Genomic DNA, 22,898 nt, shown 5'->3' with positions numbered 1-22,898 from the left:
ATGAGAAACTTCGACAAGCTCAGTTTGCCATATTTATGAACCCAGATACTGGGTTACATTTCTAAAGCTCTTCCTGGATTACCGTCCATCAATAATTCTACTGGGTTTTCTAAAGCTTCTTTAACAGCAACTAAGAAACCAACAGATTCTCTACCATCAACAATTCTGTGATCGTAAGATAAAGCAACATACATAATTGGCTGAATTACGATTCCGCCATTTACGGCCATTGGTCTGTTTACAATATTGTGCATTCCTAAAATTCCACTTTGTGGTGGATTGATAATTGGTGTAGATAACATTGATCCAAATACACCACCATTGGTAATGGTAAATGTTCCACCAGTCATTTCATCAATTGTAATTTGACCATCTCTTGCACGTAAAGCCAAACGTTTCACTTCGCTTTCTACACCTCTAAAAGACAAGTTTTCTGCATTTCTAATTACAGGCACCATTAATCCTTTAGGACCAGAAACTGCAATAGAAATATCTTGAAAATCGTGCTTTATTTGAAAATCGCCATCAATCATAGAATTTACATCAGGATACATTTTTAAGGCTCTTACTACAGCTAATGTAAAGAAAGACATAAACCCTAAACCAACTCCATGTCTTGCTTTAAAATCTTCTTTAAACTGAGCACGTAAATCAAAAATTGGTTGCATGTTTACTTCGTTAAACGTAGTTAACATGGCTGTTTCGTTTTTCACAGAAACCAAACGCTCTGCTACTTTTCTACGTAACATCGACATTTTTTTACGCTCAGTACCTCTAGAACCATTTGCAGGTTGTGTTCCCATAGAAGGTACTGCTTTTACAGCGTCTTCTTTAGTAATTCTACCATCTTTTCCTGTTCCTTTTACGGCTGATGTACTAATTCCTTTTTCTGCCAATACTTTTTTAGCTGCAGGAGAAGCAGTACCTGTTGCGTACGTATCTGCTTTTGGAGCTGGTGCAGCTACTACTTTATTTTCTGCTTTCGGAGCTTCTTCTTTTGCTGGAGCATCACCTTCTGGTTTAGCAGCATCCATATCAATCAAGCAAACTACAGCACCAACTTCTACAGCATCACCTTCTTCTGCTTTTAAGGTTATAATTCCGCTTTCTTCAGCAGGTAATTCTAAGGTTGCTTTATCAGAATCTACTTCTGCAATGGGTTGATCTTTTTCAACATAATCTCCATCTTCAACTAACCATGTTGCAATTTCTACTTCTGTAATTGATTCTCCTGGAGAAGGAACTTTCATTTCTAAAACACTCATGTTTCTTTTTTTTATGCTGAACTTGTTTCAGCAACTTTCTATTATAACTCTATTCTATTTTTGGGCGTTTTAACGGGCTTTCCATTATATCTTTTTTTTCATTCTTCAAAAAAAGGATGCCATTTCAATCCCTAACGCACTTAGTTGCTAATTAAAAACACTATCAATAACAGCTTTATGACGCTTTTTAAAACGTGTGCTAGAACCAGCTGCAGGAACTGCGTAGTATTTACGAGAACAAACACTTAAGTTTTTCAACTCAAAACGTTGTAACATATAACTCCAAGCCCCCATATTTCTAGGTTCTTCTTGCGCCCAAACATATTCTGTAACATTTGGATATTGATCAATGATTTTTTGAATTTTTTCTTTATGTAATGGGAACAATTGTTCTATTCTAATCAATGCTACATCTTCCCTCTGCAATTCTTCTCTTTCTGCTAGTAAATCATAATAGAATTTACCCATACAAAATACCATTTTTGTAACTCCGTCAACATGTAACGTGTCATCTATTACTTCTTGGAACTCGCCTGTAGCCAATTCTTCAATAGAATTTACTGCTTTTGGATGACGTAATAAACTTTTAGGTGTAAAAACAACCAATGGTTTTCTATAATCGCGTTTCATTTGTCTACGCAATAAGTGATAGAAATTGGCAGGAGTTGTACAATTTGCAACTGTCATATTATCTTCAGCACACAATTGTAAATAACGTTCTATTCTTGCTGATGAATGCTCAGAACCTTGACCTTCGTAACCATGAGGCAGTAATACTACAATTCCGTTTTGAACTTTCCATTTATCCTCAGCAGCAGAAATGTACTGATCGAACATAATTTGTGCACCGTTAGAAAAATCTCCAAACTGTGCTTCCCAAATTGTTAAGGTATTTGGGTTACCCATAGCATACCCATAGTCGAAACCTAGTACACCATATTCAGACAATAACGAGTTGTAAATTGTCATTTGTCCTTTGGTATTAGGATTTGTATTCAACAAGTTGATGCGTTCTTCTGTAACTTCATCTCGTAAAATAGCATGCCTGTGAGAAAATGTACCTCTTTCTACGTCTTGTCCTGAAATACGTACATTAAAACCTTCTTCCATTAAAGAGCCATAAGCCAAATTCTCAGCCATTCCCCAATCTAATTTATTGGTTTCAAAGGTCATTTTTGCTCTTGCTTGTAAAATACGTTCTGCTTTTCTAACAAAGTTTGCACCCTCAGGAACTGTAGAAACCACTTTTGCTATGTTTTTTAGATTTTCTAAAGGATAAGTTGTATCTAAATGAGCCAACATTGCCTCTTGATCTTGACGTTCAAAGCCTTCCCAAGTAGATTTCATAAACTCCTCTACTTTAGAGGTTTTATCTTCTTTAGATTTGTCAAACTCAGTGGTTAACATCTCTTTGAATTCAGTAGTAATTTCTTTTACATACCCATTTTCTATAGATCCTTCAGATATTAGCTGAGAGGCATAAATATCTTTTGGATTTTTATGTTTAGAGATTGCTTTGTATAGTTTTGGTTGTGTAAAACGAGGTTCATCGCCCTCATTATGACCATATTTACGATATCCTAATAAGTCTATAAAAATATCTCCTTTAAAACGCATTCTATATTCTAATGCCATTTCCATAGCATGACAAACAGCTTCAGTGTCATCAGCATTAACATGTAAAACAGGTGATAGCGTTACTTTACCCACATCTGTACAATACGTACTAGAACGTGCATCTAAATAATTAGTAGTAAAACCAATTTGATTGTTTACAACAATATGAACTGTTCCACCAGTTTTGTACCCATTTAAACTAGCCATTTGAACTACTTCATAAGCAATACCTTGCCCAGCAATTGCAGCATCACCATGAATAACAATTGGTAAAATTTTACCAGAATCTCCATTGTATTTTCTGTCAATCTTGGCTCTGGTAATTCCTTCTGCAACAGATGCAACAGTTTCTAAATGCGATGGATTTGGCACCAAGTTCATCTTGATTTCATTTCCATTTCTGTAGGTCTTGCTTAATGTTAATCCTAAATGGTATTTTACATCTCCATCAATATCCTCATCTTCAAAATCTTTTCCTTCAAACTCACTAAATAGTTCTCTAACTGGTTTTTTAAAGATATTAATTAGGGTATTTAAACGGCCTCTATGTGCCATACCTAAAACACATTCTTTAACGCCAAATTCCTCAGCAGCGTTTCTTAACATCACTGCAATTCCAGGAATTAGTGTTTCACCACCTTCTAAAGAAAAACGTTTTTGTCCAACATATTTTGTTTGTAAAAAACTTTCAAAAGTAACAGCCTGATTTAATTTACCAAAGATGTATTTTTTAGCGTCTGTACTATAACTAGGATGATTATCATTTTTGTTTAAACGATTTTGCCACCATTTTACTTTCTCTGGATTACGCATGTATGTGTATTCTACTCCTATAGAATCACAGTAAATACGTTGTAGTTTTTCAATAATTTTTGCCAGTGTTGTTTTACCAAGACCAAGTATTTCACCTGCTGAGAACTCTTTATCTAAATCGTTTTCGGAAAGCCCGAAATTTTCGATATCTAAAGTGGGTTCGTATTGTCTTCTTTCTCTAACTGGGTTGGTTTTTGTAAATAGATGACCTCTAGATCTATAGCCATTTATTAAATCAATTACCAAGAATTCTTTTCGAACCTCTTGTGGTATTTCAATAGTTTCTTCATCATCAGTAAAAGAGTAGTTTTCATTGGCTAAATCATAACCTTGAAAAAAACTTCTCCAACTGGGCTCAATAGCATCAGGATTTATAAGATACTTATCATATAAATCAGCAATAAAGCCTGTATGTGCTGCGTTTAAAAACGAAAATTTATCCATAATTTAAGCTATGCTTTTGTTATAAGCAATTAACGAAAACAAAAATACAATTTTTAGTTGTTAAACAACTTTTAAAGTTTAATTATAACAATAAACTTTTTATTGAAAAAAATTAAAAAAGTATTTGGCAATATTCTAAAAATATATATATTTGCACTCGCTAAACCCAAATAGGGTAGCAAACTCCTCCTTAGCTCAGTTGGTTAGAGCATCTGACTGTTAATCAGAGGGTCCTTGGTTCGAGCCCAAGAGGGGGAGCTTTCTTAGACACCTCGCCATTTTGGCGAGGTGTTTTTATTTCCAGTCTTTTGAAACCCTTATGTTTACTAACGATTACGGATCAACACCAAAAGTTGTGGAGTACAGATAAAAAGCAGAACTTTGATATTTAAAATATATAAGGTTTGGAGATTTCAATTGATGTTATAAAATTATTATTGCCAAAAGTTTGCTCCCTCGCTTTGTGAGACATACATTCCTAAAACTTCTTTATGTCCCTCTTTATTTATCCCAAGAATATTATACAAAGCTTTATGTTGCACTTTTCCATCAACTCTAACTTTATAATGCATAGCATCTAACCAAACTATACAATACATGGATTCTAAAGGGCGACTTTGCCAAGCTTTAATGTCTGGTATAATTTTATCGGTAATTTGACTTAATACAGTGTGAGAAATATCGGTATCATACATCTCTTTTATATGCGATGAAATATCTCGTAAACCCATTCCTAGTCCATATAAACCAACAATCTTTTCCGATAAATTCTCCGCTAAAATAGTTTGTCTCTTTTTAACAAGTTCTGGTTCGAAACTGCTATTTCTATCTGTTGGTGTTTGGATTTCAAAAGTGCCTAAACCACTTTTTATCGTCTTTTTGCCTTTTCCATTTCGCTTATTCTTCTCATCTGAGCTTACAGATGACAAGTGATGTTCCATTTCTGACTCTAGTGCTTTTTCTATGAAACTTTTTAGCATAGGTGCAAAAGCACCCTCTTTTCCGAATAAACTTTTACCTGACAGTAACTGTTCTAAAGCTTTCTTTTCTAATAATTCTTGTTCTTTTTGGGTCATCTTTTCTGTTTGAATAAAATTAATACTTTTTTTATGCACACAGAGTTGAGTTTACAGTCTCAAATTAGGTTACTTTTTTTAGCTTTCATTACAGCTTCTACTTTACTATGTACTTGTAGTTTTTTATAGATGTTTTCTATATGTTTTCTTACAGTAGAAGGAGATACATTTAAATTATTTGAAATAGAATTATAGTTTAATCCTTTACTTAACTGAATTAGTATTTCTGTTTCTCTTTTGGTTAATTTTATATCGCTTTCGGTAGTGTTTATTGTTGCTGTAAATTCTGGATTACGCAATAAATTTAAAGTTTTTAGAGCAATACTTGGCGTCATTGGTGCACCACCTTTGGTAACTTCTAGAATACTTTTATGAAGCTTTTCTGGGTCTATTTCTTTTAATAAATAGCCATTTGCACCAGCTTTTATTGCGTTAAAAACATATTCATCATCATCTACAACAGTTAGCATTATTATCTTTATTTGAGGGTATTTGTTTTTAACCAATTCTGTAGCTTTAATGCCATCCATTACTGGCATTTGAATATCCATTAAAATAACATCAACATTGTGGTTTTCTTCAAGTTTACCAATTAATTCAGCACCATTTTTAGCATCAAATTTTACAGTAATATCATCAAAAAAAGATAGTTTTTCTTTGATTGCTTTAGTTAAAAAATAATTGTCTTCTGCAATACAGATTTTCAGTTTCATAGGTAGCTTTATTTGTTTTTAAACTTTAGATACTTTTTAAAGATTTTACGGTTAACTTAATTTCTGTGCCAATTTTTGGTTTAGAGATAATGGCAACTTTTCCATCAATTTCACTCATCCTTTTTTCCATGTTAGATAAGCCATTACCTAAATGCACTGTGTTTAAATCAAAACCTTTACCATCATCAATTATAGAAATTGTACAATAATTGTTTGTTTCAGAAAGTAAAATTTTTATGTTTTTAGCATCAGCATACAAAGAAGATAAGTTTTTGTAAACACTTGCATTATCTGATGGATTATTAGCTTTTTCTATAATTGGTAAAGCTTTTAGTAGATAATTTTCTGCAATATCTAGATTTTTAAGTTTTAAATAATTTACACCTAAATTTAAATATGTAATTCTTAAAGTTTGATTGTCGTTTGCTTTTATAGCATCTGGTAATACAGATTTATAAATTTCAATAGCTTTTTTTGGTTGATTTCTTACAGTTGCTAGTTGAGCAATTCCTGTTTTATTAAATAATATAACTTTACCATAATTTATAGTATTGGCTATATTTAAAGACTTCTGATAATAATTTTCTGCTTTGCTATAAAAAGTAGTGTCATTCTCTTGCTCTCCAATTTCTTTATACATACCTGCAACATTGTACAAACTGTTAGCAACATCAATTTGGCTAGTTCCATTTTTTTTAATTTCTAAAGCATTTAGATAAAATTCCAGCGCTTTTTCATATTCTTTCATGTCTTCGTAAATCAAACCAATATTGTTAAAAGATTTACCAAGAGCAGTAGAATCATTTAGTTTTTCTGCTAAAGAAATGGCTTTTTTATGCACATCTAAAGAGGCCTCAGCTTTTCCTAAATAAGACATTGCAATTGCTTTATTGTTCAGAAATCGTAGTTGATCTTCATTTATATTTTCTTTTTCTGCCAATTCTAAAGCTTTAGAGAAATTGTTTAAAGCACCTTTAAAATTACCTTTGTAAAAATGTAACACTCCAAAATCTCCATAATATTTGCTGTATAATTGGTAGTTGTAGTTTTCTTCAGATTTGTTATAATCTCCTTTAACAATATAAAATTGTGCATATTTTAGAATTGCATTTATATAAGTTTTTTCTAAACTTGGTTTATTTTTGGTTAGCTGTACTACTTCTTTAATGTAATATTCTGAAGAATCTTTATTTTGATTAAAATAATTATCGATCAATAACATCATTGTGTCTGCTTTTTTGTCAATTTCTGATGTTGTTTTTAAGCTTTTTGTCAAGCTATCAATTTTTGTAGTTTGAGCCAAATTGATAGAACTATAGATTAGCAGTAATTGAAGAATAATGTTTTTAATTTTTTTCATAAAACAATAAGTATCAGGTAACCAATTTAAAGAAAAGATTTTAATTCAAAATTTCATCCAGAGAAAAATGAATATTCATTAAAGAAACTTTAATGGTTTTTATTTTTTTTAAAATTGATTCTTGAATAAGTTCAACTTTTTTAGACTTATCTTTTAATAGATAAAACTGTTTATTTTCTTGTTGAATTTCTTTGAGGAAAAGTTCAATTTTTTTTTGTTCTATTTTTTTAACTTGTTATAAGTGATACGAAACCAAACACTTAAAAGTAATGTTGTTAAACTCAATAAATTTAGAGTTAAAATTAGTTTAGTAGTCATAAATTTTTCTGTATTTATTTTTTTGTCTAAAAATCATTGAAATTACATCAAAAAAAAATACGACTAATGCCGTATTTTTTCCCCTTTCACAACATTTAATTTTTATACCTATTTTAATTTAGGTAATATTTCGTCTAATTGATTTTCTAAAAACGCATTACAAGCATTATAAAAGCCTTGTGCATATTTATCTCCATCAACTTCAATCCATTTTGTGGTTGTAGAATAACGATCAGCTTTAGCATCTAAGTAATTAGAAAACGTAGTAAAAGAAGTTGGTACAAAAGAACCTTGTTTTTGGTATGCAACAATTTTTTGTTTTTTTATAATATCATTAATTTCTAAATCTTCTTTTAAACTACCAGTATAATTAGCTTGTACTTGATCATAAAAAGCAATATTAGAATTTACACGATGTACATCAGATGCTCCTTTTATTTTTACAGAACCAAATAATTTACCTAAAGTAGATTTTTTTCTTTAAATTTTTGAGGAATGGTAATTGCGTATTCTCCTGCCAAACGTAAATTTGTTTTAATTTTTACCTTTGCAGCTCTTCCTTTCATCCAATCATTACCAGATTCAGAGAAAATTACGTATAAATTTACATCAGCAATAATTACATTGCCTAGTTGTTTTGCAAGTTTAGGCTGTATGTTCCATCCCAAACCAAAAAAACCTTTTTTCTTATGATAAAAAGTATAATTTTCTGGTACACAAGTAATAATTCCTGTAAGGTTTTCTATTAAATTAGGCCCTGTTGTTTTGTCCCAATCTTTAATAGCATCAACTTTTGCAACTTCTTCTGTAGTAATAATTTCATAACCTCCATCTTCTAATTTTTTTATGTAATTTTTATACAGCAAATTTGTTTTCTCTTGCATTAATTTTCCGTCAATACCACTTAAACCAACTGCGGCTTTTGCTGTTGCACTACTATTGTTACCACCAATTCTACCTCCATCCTCCAGCTTTAAAGTTTATTGCTTCTTTATATACTTCAAAATTTACATTAAAAGAATTTATATAGATTCTTTTAGATGCTTTTTTCATCGTTTTAAATGCCCACTTTTTGTTAGTGGTTTTTAAGTTACCAATACTTTGAGCACTTAAAGAAAGTGTAAAACATATAAGACTAATTGAAAATAGTAATTTTTTCATTTTATGATTTTTAAAAGTTACCCTACAAAAATCTTTAATAATGAAAGTTAAGACAATACGTCAAATGACGTATATTTTAAATAAATATGGAAGATATTTTTAAAATTTGATAAAAGAAAACGCTTTCTGAATTTTACCTTTTTTCATTTCTAAATTTTGTAAAAACAATTGATATTGTTCAGAATTCTCATTAAAAGGTTTGTGTGAAATTCCTTTTTGAATGCTATCAATTTCTTTTAGAATTGGCAAAGTAGTATTGCAAAACCAAACCCCAACAAATTTTGCCCAAATATAATTGATCGCAGTTGTATTTGGGTGAATCATATCTTCTGTATAAAAACGATAATCGCGTAATTCATCCATCATAATTTCATAAGAAGGAAAGTAATGAATGTGATTTCGTTGATTTACAAGTTGATGAATGCCTGCTATTAAATGACTTTTACTTTGGGTGTTTTCTATAAATCCGTCTTTTAAATGCCTTACAGGAGACACTGTAAAGATTATATTTATATTGTTATTTACTGATTTTAATAGCGCAGTTGTAGCATTTAAACTTTCTGTAATTTCGTCAACAGTTAACAGTTCTTTTAAGAATTTTTTTTGTGGAATTTTATGACAATTGGCCACGATGGTATCTTTTTCAATAAAACGATATACCCAAGCAGTGCCTAATGTAATGATGATGTGTGATGCTTCTTCTAATTTTTTATTTGTTACTGTAATTGCTGAATTTAAATGATTTAATATCTCACTTTTATCTAAAGAACTTAAACTAGAATGTGCATCAAAACAATGCCAACGTTCATTTTGATAAATAACATCTTCTTTAGTGTATTCTTTTTCATTAATTACATTTGTAATAAACCTTTCTATAGCCTTTGGATGGAACAAAATACCAAATGGATTTTGTGTAGAATGAAATTTAAAATAGTCGAACTTGTTCCCAATATTTTCAGAGAAACAAGATCCTATTAACAAAAGTTTTGAATGATAATCTATTTGATTTCTGGTTTCTTTTTCTAATGAAATTTTGGTTTGGAGTTTCATATTTGTGCCAATTTCAGATCATATAATCTTGTATGGTAAAAATACTTAAATTTGATGATTAATCTAGAACGCTAAAAATTACTTATTCATTTATAATAAAAATACTCTGCACCTTAGCCTATAAATATCAATACTTCAAAACCTTTTTAGTTTTAGAAATTCCTCTGGTTTGATAATGCACAAAGTAATTCCCTTTTGGTAAATAACTAACATCAACTTTTAATGTATGCTGAATTGCACTGTATTTTTTATGAGTAATTTGTTGCACAATGGCACCTAGAGAATTGTAAAGCGAAATTTTTAAGAGTTCATTAGTACCAAAGAATTTTACATGTATAAAATTTACAGTCGGGTTTGGATATACCTTTATTTCTGATTTTTCTAGTAGAATATCATCAGAAGAAAGAATAGCTGAACATCCTGTTTTAAAAAGAGGAAGTGCATCAAATTCATTAAATAAAACAGCATTAGAGGTGGTTTTACTAGCTCCTAACCAATCTGTTAAAATTGTACTGTAAATATTTCTAAAATCATATTGCATTTGTACACCTTCTTTATCATCTACTTGTGTATCAATTTCTGGAGCATCACCTAAAATTTGATTTTTTGCACATGAACCAAAAAGAAACAAAGGAGCAGCTGTTCCATGATCTGTTCCTAAACCTGCATTAGAACGAATTCTTCTCCCAAATTCAGAATACGTCATTCCAATTACTTTTTTATCAATATTTAAGAGTTCTAAATCATCTTGAAAAGCATTCATTGCGTCAGATAATTCTTGTAATAATGTTGCATGTTTACCTGTGTTGGTTTCTCCTTCAATAACTTGATTGTCATGATTATCAAACCCGCCAATTTGCACTACAAAAACTTTGGTTTTAATGCCACCAGAAATTAATCTTGCCACGTGTTTTAGTTTTTCTGATAAATCTGAATCTGTATATTTTTCAGATAAATTATTACCAGAACTTGAAGCATTTTTAATAACATCTGCATAAGCATTTGTTTGGGTAATGGTATTGTTTACAAAGTTTAAGGCATCACCATAACAATTGTTTGGAATTGAGCCAGTATTAGATACTAAAGCAGTTCCTGGATTGTTTGGATCTTGTAGTGCCATAGAAAAATTTGAGTTAGCACCTTGACAAGTTTCTGAAACTGTTTTACCAATGGTAATTGCAAACGGATCTGTATTATTTTCATTAGGATATGTTTCTGGAAATAATGGATGATTTTGATTGAAAAAACGACCAATCCAACCTGTAGAAATATACTCTTCTGCATCAGATGCAGAGTTCCAAATATCTGTACTTCTAAAATGTGATCTGTTTTGATTTGGGTACCCTACATTTTGAATGATAGATAGTTTTTCTTGATCCCAAATTTCTTTAACTCCTGTCATATTTGGATGAAAAGAAGTTGTTCCATTTGCATTTATTAGCTGGTTTTCGGGTATAATAATATTAGAACGTACTGCTTGTAAATTATCATATTCATTTAAGTCGAAAATGGTGTTTAAACCATCATTTCCTCCTTGTAATTGTATCAATACCAATACATTTTCATTATCAGTAGAAAAATTGTAAGCTTTTGGTTTTTCGTTGGCAAATACAGGAAATCCACTTAATGCAATTGGCAATGAAGCAGAAGCAATAGAGCTTAGCTTTATAAAATCTCTTCTATTTAATTTCTGATTTTTTTTCATGGCTTACATTATTTGAAATTCAGACATTTGTACCATTGTTCCTATTAAATTTCTTAGCTTGTTTTCTACAGAAGTTCTTAAACCTTGGTCTGTTGGGTTTGCTAAAAAATCGGAATATTCTACTGTCCACTCAAAGTCTGGTAAACCTGGGATTAAAATTTCTTTTAAACTGTCTTTTTGTTCAGCAGATATTTCATAGTTAAAAAGCAAATTTGCCAGTTCTGTTATTAAAATATTAGGGTCTTCTGCATTTTTTATACTAGATGCTACTAATAAAACAGGTATTAAAGGTGGTATTTTATATTTCTTTTTATCAATTAATAAATCGCCACCAGTTACAATTACCTTGCAAAATTCTAGTCTTTTAGGAAGAGTATAGGTATTTACCCAAGTTTTGTAATATAAGGGTTTTTGATAATAAGCTTTCCAACCAGCAACATCTGGATGATGTAATATAGATTGCTCTAAGTCTGTACAAGCTATATATAGTAAATACGCAAATTCATATTCTGCTTTAATAGATGTTTTTGGAGCAGAAAATAATAAGGATTTTGTGGCAGATAGCATTAAATCAACAGGACTTTTAATCATACAAAATGTATTTTCAAAAAAATGATCTGATGCTAATAATACCTTTAAAGCCGGTGCAATTTCATAATTATTATCTCTAACTATCTTTGCTAAAGGCTCTATAATATTTGTTTCTATGTCTGATGATATTTCAGAATTAACAAACCATTTGTACAATTTTCTGATGATGAATCTAGAACATTCGTCTTGTTGAAAAATTACATCAATTAAGTCTTTATACTCGTTTTCTCCATTTTCAGAAATTACAGCGTTGTTAAATCTGTGAGAAAGGGTTTTGTTACCTTTAGTATGTCTATTATTGGTAAAATAGGCGTTTAGAGGATCTTCGTGTCTAATCCATCTAGCTCTCCAACCTGTAAGTACTTTTGCTATTGTTATTACATCGTCTTCTGTATAATTTGTGTAATCTCCATTTCCTACAGATAAACCTTTACCAATAGTAAACAGTTCTAATAATTCTCTTGAGTAGTTTTCATTAGGAGCTTTATCACTATTTTGATTCCCACTCAAATAAATTAACATATTGGGATCTATAGTAATTTGTTTGGTGAGCTCTTTAAAGTTGCCTAAAGCATTCTTTCTGATGGTATTTATGTAGTAAAACTCTCTATGTGCATTTGTGTTTTCTGCTACAAAGTGGTTGTGCCAAAATAGGGTTAATTTTTCTCGGATAGAAATTCCTGCATCTTGCATTTGCAAAAAAGACCACGCATACAACGAACGATTTCTGGATCTTAAAATTCTATTTCTATCTTGATTTGTGTCTACTTTTGGATAAGGTTGTGCATTTACCCAAGTTTCTCCATAATTTACATCTGGGTCGTTAATTTCGTCATCAAATTCATATTTTAAGGGTAGGTTTGGTAACGGTTTTTCTTCAAAAAGTTTGTGAATAGTTTCTGATAAGCCTAGAGAAACCGATTGTTCAATTAGTGCTTGCGATACTCCAAAAGAAGTTCTTTTGAGCAAATGTCTGGCTTCTTTTGCAGACCAATTTCCTGAATACGTGTCTAAATAAGGCATATAAATTTAGTTTTTAATTTGATAAAAACTAAGCGAGTTTCTATCAAATTTAACTCAATTTAATACAACAACCAAATAGTGAGTTGTTTATGCCTTACATTTTAAACCTAAAAAGGCTTTTATTTTTCAAATAAAAATGAGCTAATTTGCCAAATTCCGAAACCTAATACTACCAAAATTACAAGTATTAAAATTAGAAGGGTGATAAATGTAGATTTGTTTTTTACTTTTTTCAAAATACCTAATTCTTATACCAAATACTCTTTTGCTTTTTCTAAAACTTTAGGAATTCCGCCAGGATTTCTACCACCAGCAGTAGCAAAGAAAGGTTGTCCACCTCCACCTCCGTGAATGAGTTTTCCTAATTCTCTAACCACAGTTCCTGCATTGTAACCACGTTCGCTGGCTAATTCTTTAGAAATGTAACAGGTCAATAACGCCTTTTCTTTTGATGGTGAAGACGCAAATAACAAAAATAAATTTTCATGTTCTTTACCTAAACCAAAAGCCAAATTTTTAATTCCGTTTGCGTCTAAATCTACTTTAGTTGCTAAAAATTGTACACCATTAATTTCTTGCAATTGATTTTTAATTTCGCCAGATAAGTTTTGTGCTTTATCCTTTAATAATTGCTCAATTTGTTTTTTAAGCGCAGCATTTTCATCTTGTAAATTTTTAACCGCTTTTACAGGATTTTTTGTGTTGTTTAATAAATCTTTTACTTCGAATAAGGTTCTGTTGTTATCAAAATAAAAATCTTTAACAGCATCATTGGTTATGGCTTCAATTCTTCTGATTCCTGCAGCAACAGCACTTTCAGATTTAATTTTAAAATGCCAAATATCACCGGTATTTTTTACGTGAGTTCCGCCACAAAGTTCTATAGACTTACCAAATTTAATTGCTCTAACAGTATCACCATATTTTTCGCCAAACAATGCCATTGCTCCATCTGCTATTGCTTTTTCCATGGTGATATTTCTACTTTCTTCTAAAGGTAGTTTACCAGAAATTCGAGCATTTACAAAGTTTTCTACGTCACGCAATTCATCAACAGTTAATTTAGAAAAATGAGAAAAATCGAAACGTAAATATTTAGAATGTACAGCAGAGCCCTTTTGTTCAACATGTGTGCCTAAAACCTCTCTTAATGCTTGGTGTAAAAGGTGAGTTGCAGTATGGTTACACTCAGTTCTGTTACGTTGTTTTTTATCAACAACAGCTTTAAAAACATCGTTTACATTTTTAGGTAAATTTTTAGTAAAATGAATAATTACATTGTTTTCTTTTTTGGTATCAATAATATAAATTACATCGCCATTTGCGTTTTCTAAATACCCTTTATCGCCTACTTGTCCTCCACCTTCTGCATAAAAAGGAGTTAAATTAAAAACTAGCTGATACATTGTTCCGTCTTTTTTAGACGTAACTTTTCTGTATCGTGTAATTTTTACTTTGGCTTCTAAAAAATCGTAGCCAATAAATTCTTGTACAGCATCATCTACTAAAACTGTCCAATCTTCTGTAGACATTTCACTTGCTGCACGAGATCTATTTTTTTGTTTTTGCAATTCTGCTTCAAAACCTTTTTCGTCTAAAGTGTATCCTTTTTCTGATAAAATTAGAGCAGTTAAATCTATAGGAAATCCGAAAGTATCATACAATTCAAAAACCTTATCACCAGAAATTTCTTTTGTTTTTGCAGATGCAATAATACCATCTAACAAAACCAAACCTTGATCTAAAGTGCGTAAAAACGAAGTTTCTTCTTCTTTAATTACGTTTTCTATAAGCTGTTTTTGAGCTTTAATTTCTGGGAAAGCTGTTCCCATTTTTTTGCTTAAAACATCAACTAATCTATAAATAAAAGGTTCTTTTTTATCTAAAAAAGTAAAACCATAACGAACTGCTCTTCTTAAAATTCTACGAATTACATAGCCAGCACCTGTGTTACTTGGTAATTGACCATCAGCAATAGAAAAAGCTACAGCTCTAACATGATCAGAAATTACACGAGTTGCAATATCTTGTTGTTCGTTTTTGCCATATTTAGTATTGGTAATGGCTTCTATTTCTCTTATAATTGGTGTAAAAACATCAGTATCGTAATTCGATTGAACATCTTGTAAAACCATACATAAACGCTCAAAGCCCATACCAGTATCAATATGTTTGTTTGGTAAATCTTCTAAAGAGCCATTGGCTTTTCTATTATACTGCATAAAAACCAAGTTCCAGATTTCTACAACTTGCGGATGATCTTCGTTTACTAAAGTTTTACCATCTACTTTTGCTTTTTCTTCTGCAGAACGAATATCAACATGAATTTCAGAACAAGGTCCACAAGGGCCTTGCTCGCCCATTTCCCAAAAATTATCCTTTTTGTTTCCTTTTAAAATACGGTCTTCAGCAATAAATTGTTTCCAAATATCATAGGCTTCTGTATCCATACCTAAATCATCAGCATCATCAGAACCTTCAAAAACAGTAACGTATAAAATGTCTTTATCAATCTTGTAAACTTCCGTTAACAATTCCCAAGCCCATGCAATGGCTTCTTTCTTAAAATAATCGCCAAAAGACCAGTTACCTAACATTTCAAATAAAGTGTGATGATAAGTATCGTAACCCACTTCTTCTAAATCGTTATGTTTACCAGAAACACGTAAACATTTTTGCGAATCTGTAATACGGTTTTTTTTCGGAGTTCCATTTCCTAAAAAATATTCTTTAAACGGAACCATACCTGCATTGGTAAATAGTAAGGTTGGGTCATCTTTTGTAACCATTGGTGCAGAAGGCACTACCAAGTGTTTTTTATCTTGAAAAAAGTTTAAAAAAGTAGCGCGAATGTCTTGTGATTTCATAAAAAAAGAAGTTTCCAACAAGTTGGATTGTGTTAATTTATTTTTAAAAAAACCGCTCGAAAATAGCAGTTGTAAAACATTTTGTAGATTTGTGTGTTATTTACAGCGAATAGTTTTAAAAAAAATCTATAAAACGTTCACAAAAATACTATATTTAGTAATATGGCAAAAGTAAAATATTATTATGATGAGGATACGCTTTCTTACAGAAAAATTACTGTAAAAAAGGGTGATTATTATCGCAAAATACTATTCAGCTTTTTAGGAGTAATTTTGATTGCTTTTTTTGGTTTTATTGGGTTCAGTCAAATTATAATGTCGCCAAATGAGCGAGCTCAAGAAAGAGAATTAGAGAATTTGAAGTTTCATTATGAGTTGTTGAATAAAAGAATGGAAGAGAGTTCTATGATTTTATCGCAATTGCAAGAAAGAGATAATAATATTTATAGAAGTTATTTTGAAGCAAACCCCATACCAGAAGAACAGCGTAAAGCAGGTTTTGGAGGTGTAAACAGATACAAAAATTTACAAGGTTTTGAGAATTCAGATTTAATTACAGAACTAACCAAAGAGGTAGATGTATTGTCAAAACAAATGGTGGTCCAATCTAAATCTTTAGACGAAATTGTTGCTTTGGCAAAAGAAAAGAAAGAAATGTTGGCATCAATTCCTGCAATTATTCCAATAAAAAAGGGCGATTTTTATGTAGCTTCTGGTTACAAAATGAGAATGCATCCCATATTAAAAATTAATAAATTCCATAAAGGGATGGATTTTACTGCACCAAAAGGAACTCCTATTTACGCATCTGGAGATGGTACAGTAAGTTTGGCGCAAAGAAGCACTACCTTTGGTAAAGTAGTTTTTATAGAACATGGTTATGGGTATAAAACAGTTTATGCTCATATGAGTAAAATGGCTGTGAAAAGACGTGATAAAGTAAAAAGAGGAGACTTAATTGGTTATGTGGGTAACACAGGCTTATCAGTAGCACCACATTTACATTATGAAGTGCATAAAGATGGTAGAGCTGTAAACCCGATAAATTTTTATTACGGAGATTTATCTTTAGATGAATTTGCAACCCTACAAAGAACATCAGAAGAAAGTGAATCTTATGATTAGTATACAGTTGTTTTTAAAAACAATTACTTAAAAACGATTTCATTCAGCTTTACTTGTATTATTAATATTTTTATTTAGTTCTGATTACTGATTACTGATTACTGATTACTGATTACTGATTACTGATTACTGTATAATGCATATAAATTTACCCGAAAAACGATATTACAAAATTGGTGAGGTTGCCAAGGCTTTTGATGTAAATACATCACATATTCGTTTTTGGGAAAAAGAATTTGATATTATTAAGCCTAAAAAAAACGCAAAAGGCAATCGTTTATTTACTCAAGAAGATATAAAAAACTTTAAACTTATTTATAATTTAGTAAAAGAAAGAGGATTTACATTAGAAGGGGCAAAATTAAAATTGAAAAAAAATCCAGATAGTGTTTTTAATAATCATGAAATTATTGTTAGACTAGAAGCTGTAAAAGCAGAATTGCTTAAAATTAAAAACTCATTATAGTTTTTTTGAATTCTCTTCATTTATTGTAAAACGCACGTACGATTTCAAATTAGTATTCTAAAATCAATATATTATGCATGCATAATATATTTTTGTTATATTTGGAGAGTGAAGCAATATTAAATGTGGAATTTATTATACTATTCACCTTAAATTTATAGAAACATCACAAAAATTTGTAGCCTTAAATAGGTGCTTTTTGAGATCTATACATTATAATATTGTATTCTTACATTAATTCTTACATTAAAAAAACAGCCTTTAATGTAGTTGATAAAGCCATTAAAATAAAAAAGTTGGAAGATAAAAATAATTTAGATGATTATTTAAAAACCCATTATATTCATAGAAGTAATTGGTTAAGAGCCGCAGTTTTAGGTGCAAATGATGGTATTTTATCTACGGCTAGTTTAGCTATTGGAGTGGCAGCTGCTAGTGCAACAAAAGAGCCTATAATTTTAGCAACTCTAGCAGGTTTAGTTGCAGGAGCTTTATCAATGGCTGCAGGTGAATATGTATCTGTTAGTTCACAAACCGATATTGAAAAAGCAGATATTGAAAGAGAAAGGCAAGAACTAGAAGAAATGCCAGAAGAAGAACTTCAAAGTTTAGCACAGATTTACGAGAATAGAGGTTTAAAAAAAGAAACTGCTTTAATTGTTGCCAAAGAATTAACAGAGCACGATGTTTTAGCAGCGCATGTAAGAGATGAATTAGGAATTAATGAAATATCAAAAGCAAATCCTGCCCAAGCAGCTTTTGCTTCAGGAGCTTCATTTGTTTTTGGTGGTGCTTTACCTTTATTAGTGGTTTTTCTTTTTCCTTTAGAATCATTAGAGTTATCAATCTATGCATCATCAATACTATTTCTAGCTATTTTAGGTGGTGTTTCAGCAAAAACAGGAGGCTCTAAAATATTAAAATCTGTTACTAGAATTACATTTTGGGGTACCATAGCTATGGGAATTACGGCTTTAATAGGTTATTTATTTGGTGTAAACCTTTAAAATCAATACATTAAAATGTTGTAGGTATTTGTAGTTATCAAACAAAACCTAAAGGATTTTTAAATAAGAGCTGTTGAAAAAGAAGACGAGAATTCATGAACCTAAAATAACAACAGAAGACTTATGAGTAATTTATCGAACATTAAATTAGAAATTGAAAAATACGTAAAAGATTCAAATTTTACAGCGTTGCAAATTGTTGAAAAACTAGAAAAACACTATTTTAACAAAAAAGTAAACGCAAATTTAAAACTTTACAAAAAAGGGAAGAAAAAAGTAAGTGAAATAACCAAAGACTTAAAAATTTCACCTCGAAAATTTTATGCAATTTTAGAGCAGAAGAACATTCAACACACCAAATACAATAAGTAAGCAGCATTATGGACGTAAAAAATAAGGTAGTTATTGTAACAGGAGCAGGTTCAGGAATTGGTAGAGCAACTGCCATACATTTTGCAAAACATCAGGCAATTGTTGTGGTTTCTGATATCAATTTAGAAAAAGCCCAAAATGTTACTAATGAAATTGTAACAAATAAAGGAAATGCACTACCTATAAAAGCAAACGTTGCAAAATTTGCTGATGTTGAAAATTTAATAGCAATAACTGTTGAAAAATTTGGGAAGTTAGATGTAATTGTAAATAATGCTGGTATTGGACCTCATTTATTAAAAACACACGAAGCTACTTTACGAGATTGGGATAGAGTAATTGCTGTAAATCAAACAGGTGTTTTTTACGGGATGAAAGTTGCACTACACCAATTTTTAAAGCAAGGTTATGGTAATATTGTAAATATTGCGTCTTTGGCAGGTTTAAAGGCATCACCTAATAATATCAGCTATAGTGCTAGTAAATTTGCAGTAGTAGGTATGACAAAATCGGTTGCAATGGAATATGCTACAAAAAACATTAGAGCAAATGCGGTTTGTCCTGGGTATACAGAGTCTGCGTTATTAAATCAATTGATAAATGCAAAACCAGAAATGGATACCATTTTAAAAAGCACAATACCTATGCAACGTTATGGAAAAGCAGATGAAATTGCTGATGCTGTAGTTTGGTTGGCCTCAGAGAATACTAAGTTTATTACAGGACAAACCATTACATTAGATGGTGGAACATCTTTATAGATTGAAAATATTAGTTAAATTTGAACAAACAAAATCAACATAAAAATTAAAATTTAGAAATTATGAAAAAATGGTTAATACCAGTAATAATTATTTTTGTATTGGGTTACGCTTTTTACAGCTTTGCAAAAGGATTTAATAATACCGCAATTAACCTAAATGAAGATATATCTGAATCTTGGGCAAATGTAGAAACAGCTTACCAACGAAGAAACGATTTAATCGGGAATTTAGTAAAAACAGTACAAGGAGCTGCAGATTTTGAAAGAGGAACTTTAACAGATGTAATTAATGCCAGGGCTAAAGCAACTTCTATAAACATAGATCCTTCTAAAGTTACACCACAACAATTGGCTGAGTTTAATAAGGTTCAAGGAGGCTTAAGTGGGGCTTTAAAAAGTTTATTGGTTACTGTTGAAAGATATCCAGATTTAAAAACGAATCAGAACTTTTTAAAACTACAAGACGAATTGGCAAGTACAGAAAACCAAATTTTAACTGCTAGAACTCGTTTTAACGAAAAAGTAAAACCGTATAATAATCACGTTAAAACTTTTCCAAATTCCATTTTGGCAGGTTGGTTTAATTTTGAAGGTAAACCTTATTTTCAAGCAGAAGCTGGTGCAGAAAAACCGGTTGAAGTAGATTTTAGTAAAAAATAACAATGTCTAAAGTAGAAGAATTTCTTACAAAACAGCAGGAGCAAGATATTATTGAGGCAATACGAATAGCAGAGCAAAATACGTCTGGCGAAATTCGTGTGCATATTGAAGCTTCTTCAGATAAAGATCACTATGAAAGAGCTTTAGAGGTGTTTCATTTGTTAAAAATGTACAATACAAAAGATAAAAATGGGGTACTCATTTATGTAGCAGTACACGATAAAAAATTTGTGATTTGTGGTGATAAAGGAATCAACCAAGTTGTACCTAAAGATTTTTGGAACACAACAAAAGATAGCATACAACATCATTTTAAAAAAGGTGATTTTAAACAGGGTCTTGTTGATGGAGTTTTAAAAGCAGGCGAAGAATTAAAAGCTCATTTTCCTTGGCAAATAGATGATGAAAATGAACTGTCTAACGAAATTTCAAGATAATTCATGAATTTTATAAAGTTAACAAAACCGTTCATCCTTTTTGCAGCATTCTTCTATACTCAAATAGTTCTTGGGCAATTTACCATACCAGAAAAGCCAAAATTTCAAACAAGTGTTTACGATTATACAGAGTTGCTTTCTAAGAACCAAAAGTTAAGTTTAGAAAATAAATTAGTGCGTTATTCAGACTCTACATCAACACAAATTGTTGTTATTGTTATTGAAACCACCAAAAATGAAAGTATTGGAATTCTTACGCCAAGATGGGCACAAAAATGGGGTATTGGACAAGAAAAAGAAGATAATGGGATTTTAATTTTACTAGCTGAAAATGATCGAAAAATATGGATTTCTCCTGGTTATGGCATAGAACCCATACTAAGTGCTGGAATTATAGGAGATATTACAAGAAATATAATTATTCCCGAATTTAAAAAAGGAGATTATTATAAAGGTTTAGATAAAGGAGTTGATTACATTTTTAAAGCTTTAAATGGCGAGTTTAAAGGGACTCGAAAAAAAGAAGCAAAAAGTTTTGATTCTGGTGTTATCATTTTTATAATTATGATTATTATCTTTTTTATCATCATTTCTAGAGGAAATAGAAACAATAGAGGTGGAGGAAGAGGTTACAGAAGACGTTCTGCTGGAGCATCAATCTTAGAAGCAATCATTTTAAGTAATGCTGGTAGAGGTGGAGGTTCTTTTGGTGGCGGTTTTGGAAGTGGCTCATCTGGAGGAGGTTCTTTTGGAGGTGGCTTTGGTGGCGGTTTTGGAGGTGGTGGCTTTAGTGGAGGTGGAGCAGGTGGTAGTTGGTAATAATTAAAAAAATAAATGAAAAAGAATATACTACTTATAACTGTTGTTGTATTGTTAAACAGTTGCCAAAATTATGGGCAACTGAAAATAGTTGCAGATTTATCAAAAAACTTAAAAGAAGTTTCTGGTAATGAATTTTTAAAAAGTACCAATTCCATTTGGATGATTAATGATGGTGGCAACAAATCTAAACTTTATGAGGTTTCTAAAAAAAAAGGAAAAATAAAAAGAGTTATAGATATTGATGCTAAAAATAAAGACTGGGAAGATATTACTTCTGACGATGAAGGGAATATTTATATTGGTGATTTTGGCAATAACGATAATGATAGAAAAAACTTACGAATTTTAAAGATTAAGAAAAAAGACCTTGATGAGAAAAAGGCCGATATTAAAACAATTAAATTTGAGTATGAAAATCAACAAGAGTTTCCACCCAAAAAAGACCAACTTTTTTTTGATGCAGAAGCTTTCTTTTACTTTAATAAAAACTTTTACATCTTTACAAAAAGTAGGGTAGATGATCAATATGGAAAAACATTTTTATATAGAGTACCAGCATCAACTAAAGGAAAGCATAAAGCTAAACTAATTGGAAGTTTTGATAATTGCAGTCAAAACGATTGCTGGTTTACAGCTGCAGATATTTCTAATAATAAGAAAAAGGTAGCCTTATTGTCTCAAAAAAATATCATTATTTTTTCTGATTTTCAAGGAGATAATTTCTTTTCCGGAAAAGTAGAGAAAATTAAATTAAAATATAAATCTCAAAAAGAAGGTATCTGTTTTAAAAATAATAAAACACTTTATATTACAGATGAAAAAGATGGTGGAGATGGTTGTAATTTGTATGAATTAAAGGTTGATTAATGTCACCAACAACAAACCCCAACCCAAAACCAAAAATAAACCACCAAGTGGTGTAATTGGTCCTAAAAACTTTAGTTTTTTGTTATTTGCTGATGATAATACCAAACCGTAAATAGAAAAAGAAAACAGGAATGTACCAATTATAAAAGCATAAATAATATACGCATTTATAGTTGCAGAAATATTGAGTTGAAACCCGAGAACTAATATAACAATTGCATGATACATTTGGTATTTAACCCCAGTTTCAAAACTTTGTAACTGATCTTGAGTTAATTTTTTCTTTAGAAGATGCGCTCCAAAAGCGCCAAAAATAACTGATAATAATCCAAAAATTGCTCCTGTAATTAATGCTAATTGACTCATTTTTTATTAT

General features: G+C 30.7%; 21 protein-coding genes and 1 tRNA gene. 10 read left to right on the top strand and 12 right to left on the bottom strand.

What is annotated here, in order from left to right:
• Nucleotides 1-53: 53 nt before the first annotated feature.
• Together odhB and SJY27_RS09120 are read right to left on the bottom strand one after the other, a co-directional pair.
• Nucleotides 54-1,265 carry a 2-oxoglutarate dehydrogenase complex dihydrolipoyllysine-residue succinyltransferase gene (odhB, locus tag SJY27_RS09125; protein ID WP_397444516.1) on the bottom strand — a complete coding sequence of 404 codons (1,212 nt, stop codon included), beginning with the start codon at nucleotides 1,263-1,265 and terminating at the stop codon, nucleotides 54-56.
• Nucleotides 1,266-1,412: 147 nt separating this feature from the next.
• Nucleotides 1,413-4,139, bottom strand: coding sequence for a 2-oxoglutarate dehydrogenase E1 component (locus SJY27_RS09120; RefSeq protein WP_397444515.1), 2,727 nt, complete (start codon nucleotides 4,137-4,139; stop codon nucleotides 1,413-1,415).
• Between the two features lie 184 nt (nucleotides 4,140-4,323).
• On the opposite strand from SJY27_RS09120, the gene SJY27_RS09115 reads away from it, so the two are divergent.
• Nucleotides 4,324-4,397 (top strand) — tRNA-Asn (locus SJY27_RS09115).
• 176 nt (nucleotides 4,398-4,573) lie between these two features.
• Here the strand turns inward: SJY27_RS09115 and SJY27_RS09110 are convergent.
• The 9 genes from SJY27_RS09110 to alaS all read right to left on the bottom strand — a co-directional run bounded on the left by SJY27_RS09110 (nucleotide 4,574) and on the right by alaS (nucleotide 16,003).
• Entirely contained in the window at nucleotides 4,574-5,215 is a 642-nt protein-coding gene (locus SJY27_RS09110; RefSeq protein WP_397444514.1) for a transposase, read from the bottom strand.
• Nucleotides 5,216-5,274: 59 nt separating this feature from the next.
• A complete protein-coding gene (locus SJY27_RS09105; RefSeq protein ID WP_397444513.1) occupies nucleotides 5,275-5,928 on the bottom strand; it encodes a response regulator in 654 nt (217 codons plus the stop codon).
• 25 nt (nucleotides 5,929-5,953) lie between these two features.
• Nucleotides 5,954-7,288: a tetratricopeptide repeat protein gene (locus SJY27_RS09100; RefSeq protein ID WP_397444512.1), complete on the bottom strand. Its 1,335-nt coding sequence runs from the start codon at nucleotides 7,286-7,288 to the stop codon at nucleotides 5,954-5,956.
• 779 nt (nucleotides 7,289-8,067) lie between these two features.
• Nucleotides 8,068-8,490, bottom strand: coding sequence for a hypothetical protein (locus tag SJY27_RS09095; RefSeq protein WP_397444511.1), 423 nt, complete (start codon nucleotides 8,488-8,490; stop codon nucleotides 8,068-8,070).
• Between the two features lie 70 nt (nucleotides 8,491-8,560).
• Nucleotides 8,561-8,767, bottom strand: a complete 207-nt coding sequence (locus tag SJY27_RS09090; RefSeq protein ID WP_397444510.1) for a hypothetical protein — start codon at nucleotides 8,765-8,767, stop codon at nucleotides 8,561-8,563.
• A 99-nt stretch (nucleotides 8,768-8,866) separates the two neighbouring features.
• Nucleotides 8,867-9,817, bottom strand: coding sequence for a GSCFA domain-containing protein (locus tag SJY27_RS09085; RefSeq protein ID WP_397444509.1), 951 nt, complete (start codon nucleotides 9,815-9,817; stop codon nucleotides 8,867-8,869).
• Between the two features lie 127 nt (nucleotides 9,818-9,944).
• Complete coding sequence (locus SJY27_RS09080) at nucleotides 9,945-11,522, bottom strand: DUF1501 domain-containing protein (protein WP_397444508.1); 1,578 nt, start codon at nucleotides 11,520-11,522, stop codon at nucleotides 9,945-9,947.
• A gap of 3 nt (nucleotides 11,523-11,525) precedes the next feature.
• Nucleotides 11,526-13,136 (bottom strand): DUF1800 family protein, encoded by a 1,611-nt coding sequence (locus SJY27_RS09075; protein ID WP_397444507.1) that lies wholly within the window; start codon nucleotides 13,134-13,136, stop codon nucleotides 11,526-11,528.
• A gap of 248 nt (nucleotides 13,137-13,384) precedes the next feature.
• Nucleotides 13,385-16,003, bottom strand: coding sequence for an alanine--tRNA ligase (gene alaS / locus SJY27_RS09070; RefSeq protein ID WP_397444506.1), 2,619 nt, complete (start codon nucleotides 16,001-16,003; stop codon nucleotides 13,385-13,387).
• A gap of 162 nt (nucleotides 16,004-16,165) precedes the next feature.
• Here alaS and SJY27_RS09065 point away from each other — a divergent pair, with 162 nt between their 5' ends.
• From SJY27_RS09065 to SJY27_RS09025, 9 genes are all read left to right on the top strand, one after another.
• Nucleotides 16,166-17,128, top strand: a complete 963-nt coding sequence (locus tag SJY27_RS09065) for a M23 family metallopeptidase (protein ID WP_397444505.1) — start codon at nucleotides 16,166-16,168, stop codon at nucleotides 17,126-17,128.
• A 136-nt stretch (nucleotides 17,129-17,264) separates the two neighbouring features.
• Nucleotides 17,265-17,594, top strand: a complete 330-nt coding sequence (locus tag SJY27_RS09060; protein WP_397444504.1) for a MerR family transcriptional regulator — start codon at nucleotides 17,265-17,267, stop codon at nucleotides 17,592-17,594.
• 296 nt (nucleotides 17,595-17,890) lie between these two features.
• The gene (locus SJY27_RS09055) at nucleotides 17,891-18,601 is read left to right on the top strand and encodes a VIT family protein (protein WP_397447913.1); all 711 of its coding nucleotides are present in this window, start codon (nucleotides 17,891-17,893) and stop codon (nucleotides 18,599-18,601) included.
• A gap of 123 nt (nucleotides 18,602-18,724) precedes the next feature.
• Nucleotides 18,725-18,973, top strand: a complete 249-nt coding sequence (locus tag SJY27_RS09050) for a hypothetical protein (protein WP_397444503.1) — start codon at nucleotides 18,725-18,727, stop codon at nucleotides 18,971-18,973.
• An 8-nt stretch (nucleotides 18,974-18,981) separates the two neighbouring features.
• Nucleotides 18,982-19,734: an SDR family NAD(P)-dependent oxidoreductase gene (locus SJY27_RS09045; RefSeq protein ID WP_397444502.1), complete on the top strand. Its 753-nt coding sequence runs from the start codon at nucleotides 18,982-18,984 to the stop codon at nucleotides 19,732-19,734.
• Nucleotides 19,735-19,796: 62 nt separating this feature from the next.
• A complete protein-coding gene (locus tag SJY27_RS09040) occupies nucleotides 19,797-20,396 on the top strand; it encodes a LemA family protein (RefSeq protein WP_397444501.1) in 600 nt (199 codons plus the stop codon).
• 2 nt (nucleotides 20,397-20,398) lie between these two features.
• Nucleotides 20,399-20,833 (top strand): TPM domain-containing protein, encoded by a 435-nt coding sequence (locus tag SJY27_RS09035; protein WP_397444500.1) that lies wholly within the window; start codon nucleotides 20,399-20,401, stop codon nucleotides 20,831-20,833.
• Between the two features lie 3 nt (nucleotides 20,834-20,836).
• The gene (locus SJY27_RS09030) at nucleotides 20,837-21,652 is read left to right on the top strand and encodes a TPM domain-containing protein (RefSeq protein ID WP_397444499.1); all 816 of its coding nucleotides are present in this window, start codon (nucleotides 20,837-20,839) and stop codon (nucleotides 21,650-21,652) included.
• A 15-nt stretch (nucleotides 21,653-21,667) separates the two neighbouring features.
• Nucleotides 21,668-22,522 carry a hypothetical protein gene (locus SJY27_RS09025; protein ID WP_397444498.1) on the top strand — a complete coding sequence of 285 codons (855 nt, stop codon included), beginning with the start codon at nucleotides 21,668-21,670 and terminating at the stop codon, nucleotides 22,520-22,522.
• Here the strand turns inward: SJY27_RS09025 and SJY27_RS09020 are convergent.
• Nucleotides 22,508-22,888: a DUF423 domain-containing protein gene (locus SJY27_RS09020; protein ID WP_397444497.1), complete on the bottom strand. Its 381-nt coding sequence runs from the start codon at nucleotides 22,886-22,888 to the stop codon at nucleotides 22,508-22,510. The genes SJY27_RS09025 and SJY27_RS09020 overlap by 15 nt on opposite strands.
• Nucleotides 22,889-22,898 lie beyond the last annotated feature (10 nt).

This window comes from Polaribacter sp. R77954 (assembly GCF_044595335.1).
In the GTDB taxonomy this organism is placed as follows: domain Bacteria; phylum Bacteroidota; class Bacteroidia; order Flavobacteriales; family Flavobacteriaceae; genus Polaribacter.
The sequence above is the reverse complement of the archived record's forward strand: the minus strand, read 5'-3'. Positions and strand labels throughout refer to the sequence as shown.